The organism is Planktothrix sp. FACHB-1355 (genome assembly GCF_014748295.1).
In the GTDB taxonomy this organism is placed as follows: Bacteria; Cyanobacteriota; Cyanobacteriia; order Cyanobacteriales; family Aerosakkonemataceae; genus Aerosakkonema; species Aerosakkonema funiforme_A.
In genome coordinates, this window is the sequence record NZ_JACJUP010000368.1 from 1 (window position 1) to 5,425 (window position 5,425).

Consider the following 5,425-nt stretch of genomic DNA (forward strand, 5'->3'; position numbering starts at 1 on the left):
GATGATGCTTTTGAAGCTGAATATGTGGAACTTTTAGCCGCAAAGACTGAAAACTTTGAAACTACCAATACAGAGTATCCGTTTCAAGGCTATTACTATCCCGTGCGGCTAAACGATACTTATGGATTGCTGTTAGATTGTTCCGTTAACGATGTTACTCAGGCTCAACCAAGCAAATGCTTTGCCGCACTCAAAGCAGAAATTGAGCGCAGATTGAACGGCCAAACAGCTACGATTGGACAAACCTGGATGATTTCTGGCTGGCTGCCTAATTCTAATAAAAAAAGCCCAGAAGAAATTGCCCAAGCTTGCTATCAGGCATTAATGCCAGGTTCAAATTGGGAACACGACTTGGATGGCAAGGGTCAATTTCTTGGCGCAAATATCTTTGAACTTTCGCGATACCGCTTGGTGATGAAAGAGGGCTTTACCGACGCGACAAATATTGCAAGTCTTCAAGAGAACCAGCACGTTATTATTGTTTTATATCCCGATGAAGCCACAGCCACAAATGAAGCTCATCGCTTTTATTATGATTGGATGCGTTTATTTAGCTATCGTCACAAAATTTTGTGGGCTTACGGCCAAAGTCGGTTGCTCAAAGAAACTATAAAAAATTATTTTGTCACCGTTGAAGATTCTGGTAAATCTATCGGCAAAGCTAGTTACCAAAGGGAAGAATTATCCAAATTTCGGAAAACTTTGGCGGTGGTACAGGATACGTTGAATAAGTATACCATCGACTTAAATAAGCTGGATTTTCAAGGGCGCACAATAGATATCAATTTGAATAATTATGTGAATCGGTTAGAGAGAATCGAAACCAAAGCTAAAGTCGAAACAGAACTGAAATTTTTAAGTAAATTTAGTAAATTGGTAACGGAAAAATACCTGCAACAAATAAAGAAAGATACGGAAAATTTGGAACGAGGTTTGAGGCTGCTAGAAAATACAATTAATGCCATTCGCAGCCGCGTCGAAGTTGATAAAGCCGAACGCGATCGCAACTTCCAAAACACCGTTACTATTATCGGTATGGGATGGACTGTCGGCTCCTTCGTTGCGTCTCTGGATAAACTCGGAAAAGATCCCAAAGACCCTGTTAGATTGCTTCTCACCAATTCTCAGCTAGTCCCAAAACCCTGGTTAGATCCTGCTGTCCCGTTGGTGTATACTCTCAGTGTAGCGATCGTAGCAGCAACCTTGACTTGGTTGGTCAGACGTTTATGGCCGCGTTCATCTTAATTTGCTCGTGCCCCATTATTAACAAAATTCTTGACGAAATTTCCAGTTACTTTACTATATTCTTAAATAACTTGTTGTTGGATTCATGGGTAAAAGGATCGGTCTTTGATTTTGCAAATCCAGTTCAATACCCAGCGCTTCTAGCGGAATTACACCAAGCAATGGATCTGCACCTGACGGCAATTCTACACACTCAAAAGTTCCCTCTCTTCCCAGCAAAGAAATTTTGGCATCTTGAAAGATTCGCGCTTTTCCCAATCCCGTAGCTGTAGCAATATCAACTTCTTTGAGGAGGGATAATCCCAATCGCGAAATTACATTGGCTGGCAAACACAAAGTAGTAGCTCCCGTATCCACTAGCACATCTTTGAGAGTAATCGATCGCACTTCCTGTGCTGAAATCACACCCCGTTCTACCAGACCTTCATCCAAACGATTCGTAACCGCGATAGTTGTAGTAATTTTTCCCATTGTATCGACGCTAGTGAATTGCATAATTATACACCTCCTGGTATTATTCTATTATATGAATATCTGTCAATTACCACCATCATTACAGCCAGGGGATTTACTAAAAGTAGTTGCCCCCAGCGGTGCTTTGCGAGAATATCAAGCATTGGAAAAAGGCGTGCAAATTTGGTGCGATCGCGGCTATCGTGTAGAAGTTACCAATGTGCAAGAAAAATGGGGCTATCTCGCTGGAAAAGACGAACATCGTCGCCGCCAACTACAAGAAGCATGGCACAATCCAGAAGTCAAGGGAATCCTTTGTGTCAGAGGCGGTTACGGAAGTACTAGATTGTTGGAAGATTGGATATGGACTGTAGGAGAACGGGCGAGCAAAGCACAATTCCCAATCACCAATCCTAAATGGCTGATAGGTTTTTCCGATGTTACTGCGCTGCTGTGGAGTTTGAGTAAAATCGGGATTTCTGGCGTTCACGGCCCCTTGCTCACCACGATAGCATCCGAACCGGATTGGTCAATCCAAAGATTGTTCGACTGGGTAGAAGGAAAGCAACTGCAACCATTGCAAGGTGTAGGATGGGGTGGCGGTAAAGTGAGCGGCATTTTATTACCGGCTAATCTAACAGTAGCGACGCACTTATTGGGAACGCCGTTGCAACCGGAATTAGATGAAGTAATTTTAGCCTTAGAAGATGTGACAGAATTTCCTTATCGCATTGACAGACAATTAACCCAATGGCGGATGATGGGAATATTCCAAAAAGTGAAAGGTATTGCCTTGGGAAGATTTAGTCGCTGCGAGGCTCCAGAGGGAATTCCCAGTTTTAGTATAGAGGAAGTGTTGCGCGATCGCCTCTGTGACCTTGGCATACCCATCGGATCGGACTTGCCCTTCGGTCACGACGGCCCCAACGCCTGCTTACCGATGGGAGTTCCAGTAGAATTAGATGGCGATCGAGGTATGCTTAGTTTTAGGTAATGCTTGGGATGCTCCAGGAACCGTAGATCTATATAATCTGTCGAAACAGCAAGCAATGTTTCAAAAATAGGTGAGGGGGCATGATGAAGATCGATCGTAAGTTTTTGCGTAGAATGGCTGCAAGTGTCGCGATCGCAGGGATGATGGTAATAGCGATCGGCGATATTGTCGGTGCAGCAGAACGACTCAATGATGGAGATAGCGTTAATGGAGTCATCCGCGCTAACTCTCCCACCTTCCGATTTAGAAACCAAACAAGGACAGGTTCTCCCATTCAAACAGCTACTGGAGAAGAATACACCTTTAACGCCCAGCAAGGAGATACGATCGAAATTTCCGTCGATGTTGAAGAAGGCAATCTCGCACCAGTATTAGTTTTGATTTCATCGCAAAACGAAAGGCAAGTTGCTTACGACGATACGCAGAATTCGCTACGCTACCGAGTACCCGCTGATGGAGAATATCGACTTTTAGTATTAGGTCAAAATAACACGCGGGGAAGATACACCCTTTCCGTTTCTGGAATTTCCGATAATTCAGTTGCCCAAAATCCAGTTTCACCAAACGCAGATAAACGGCGACAACTTCTAGCAGATGAATTTGGATTGCGCGTGCTGGATAACTGTCCTCCCGCAACTGGTTCTTTAGTTGTCGTATCCTTTGTCGAATCCACACAAACTTACAGATATTGTGCCAGTCCCAACCGCGTTTATCGCGCCGGAGAATACACCTACGATGCTATTAGCGGCGAGCTCAAAACAGGCGCTCCTGTTGCCCAAGGTTCTTCTTCAACTAACGATGCCAAGCGACGCATATTAGAAAATGAATTCGGATTGCGAGTTTTGGATAACTGTCCTCCCGCAACAGGTTCTTTGGTAGTCGTTTCTTTTCCCGAATCTACTCAAACTTACAGATACTGCGCCAATGCCAACCGCGTTTATCCAGCCGGAGAATACACTTATGATGCTGTCAGCGGCGATTTAAAACGAGGCACGACTGTTGCCGGAAGTTCATCTTCACTCAACGATTCCAGAAGACAAATTTTGCAAGATGAATTGGGATTGCGAGTCCTGGATACCTGTCCGGCGGCAACAAGTTCTTTGGTTGTAGTTTCTTTTGAAGAATCCAATCAAATTTACAGGTATTGCGCCAATGCCAACCGCAATTACCCAGCCGGAGAATACACTTACAATACCAGCACTCGCAACTTACAAGCTGGTACTCCTGGCAGAAACAGTCAGCGATGTGCGGTATCAGTCGCTGGAGTTTGCGTAGTTAAATAATATCCTGTTATCCCTCCCAGCGCTTTTCAACCTGTTGGAGGGGTAAACATCAGTTGAAATCGCGCTAAAGATTGCTGCTTAAAAATATTGACACTCCCCGTTCTCAAGAAACGGAGATTCTTGGTTCAGCGAGAGTCCTTGTCTAGACTCATTACTGAATCTAGATAGAGGGACAACTCTCCCCAAGCGTTGAGGGCATCTTTTGCCCTAGTTCCGGTATGCCCTACCGTACTTAATGCTTCCATCAAGATATTAATTGCCGCATTCGTATCTCGACACAACACCAATCCACAACTACATTTATGAGTTCTAGTGCTAAGCGTTTTCTTGACTTCATTACCGCAATTTGAGCAATTAACGCTGGTGTATTCAGGTGGAACGGCTACAGTTATCTTCCCATACACCCTGCCAAAATACTCCAACCAAACTCGGAACTGATACCAAGTTACATCGCTAATACTCTGACCTAGTTTGTGATTCCTAGCCATATTTCTCACCTGCAAGTCTTCATAAGCAATCAAGTCGTTAGACTGAATTACGCATTGGGCTAGCTTACACGCCCAATCTTTACGCTGCCTACTAAGTTTTAGGTGTTTTTTGGCTAATTTTTGTTTGGCTTTGATGTAATTTTTAGACGGTTTTTGACCAGTACGAAACTTTCTAGATACTCTTCTTTGTAATCGTTTTAATGCTTTTTCCGAACGATGCAAGTATCTAGGGTTATCTACATGATTGCCCTCTGAATCTGTATAGAAATGAGTCAGACCAACATCAAGCCCAATCATCCTTTTGGTTGGTTCGGTTTTGATTTCACGATTATAGGCGATACAAAACTGGGCGTAATATCCATCTGCCCGTCTGACTAACCTGATGCGCTTAATATCTGATAATTGATAGCCATGCAAGTCGTAGGTTCCGATCAGTTTAATTTGGCCAATTTCAAAACCATCAGTCAAGATTAAATACTTCCTGTTTTCTGATAGCTTCCAACCAGTTGTTTTATATTCAACTGAATGACATCGCTTTTTAAACTTAGGAAATTCTTTCTTGCCTGCAATCTTCTTTTTACAATTATCATGAAACCGTGAAATCGCCGCCCAAGCTCTATCTGCCGATGCTTGCCTTGCCATTGAATTCAGTTTCTTCGCAAAGCTGAATTCAGATGCCAAGATTTTACAGTAGGCACTTAGCTCGTACTTGCCAACCTTGGAGTTGTCTAACCAATATCTAATGCACTTGTTTCTGATAAACAAGCCAGTTCTAATCGCTTCATCAATTAAGCGATATTGTTTGGCTTTGCCTTTCAGCTTAAATTCGTACAATAGCATTGTTTTTTGTCTCATTACGCTAGAATTTTAGCATAAGATTTAGGGCTAAATTATATTTGTTTTTCTGCTACAAGTGGGATAGTTAAAAATGGATATACAATGAGCGATCGACTTTTTCAACC

Annotated in this window: 4 protein-coding genes and 1 pseudogene; 3 read left to right on the forward strand and 2 right to left on the reverse strand. The window is 43.0% G+C overall.

Annotation, left to right across the window (positions count from 1 at the left end; translation table 11 throughout):
* Positions 1–1,245, forward strand: a 1,245-nt coding sequence (locus tag H6S82_RS16070) for a hypothetical protein (protein WP_191056417.1), incomplete at its 5' end; no start/stop codon positions are given.
* Between the two features lie 54 nt (positions 1,246–1,299).
* Here H6S82_RS16070 and H6S82_RS16075 read toward each other — a convergent pair.
* Positions 1,300–1,740 (reverse strand): retroviral-like aspartic protease family protein, encoded by a 441-nt coding sequence (locus H6S82_RS16075; RefSeq protein WP_242056975.1) that lies wholly within the window; start codon positions 1,738–1,740, stop codon positions 1,300–1,302.
* 31 nt (positions 1,741–1,771) lie between these two features.
* On the opposite strand from H6S82_RS16075, the gene H6S82_RS16080 reads away from it, so the two are divergent.
* Positions 1,772–2,692: an LD-carboxypeptidase gene (locus tag H6S82_RS16080; protein WP_190470317.1), complete on the forward strand. Its 921-nt coding sequence runs from the start codon at positions 1,772–1,774 to the stop codon at positions 2,690–2,692.
* Between the two features lie 80 nt (positions 2,693–2,772).
* The gene (locus H6S82_RS16085) at positions 2,773–3,975 is read left to right on the forward strand and encodes a hypothetical protein (protein ID WP_190470313.1); all 1,203 of its coding nucleotides are present in this window, start codon (positions 2,773–2,775) and stop codon (positions 3,973–3,975) included.
* A 78-nt stretch (positions 3,976–4,053) separates the two neighbouring features.
* Here the strand turns inward: H6S82_RS16085 and H6S82_RS16090 are convergent.
* A pseudogene (locus H6S82_RS16090) lies at positions 4,054–5,303 on the reverse strand (transposase).
* Positions 5,304–5,425: the final 122 nt, after the last annotated feature.

Bases quoted from the DNA above. Each gene is read 5' to 3' on its own strand.
- H6S82_RS16085 (WP_190470313.1), top strand. From the start codon at position 2,773: ATGATGAAGATCGATCGTAAGTTTTTGCGTAGAATGGCTGCAAGTGTC.
- H6S82_RS16075 (WP_242056975.1), bottom strand. From the start codon at position 1,740: ATGCAATTCACTAGCGTCGATACAATGGGAAAAATTACTACAACTATC.
- H6S82_RS16080 (WP_190470317.1), top strand. From the start codon at position 1,772: ATGAATATCTGTCAATTACCACCATCATTACAGCCAGGGGATTTACTA.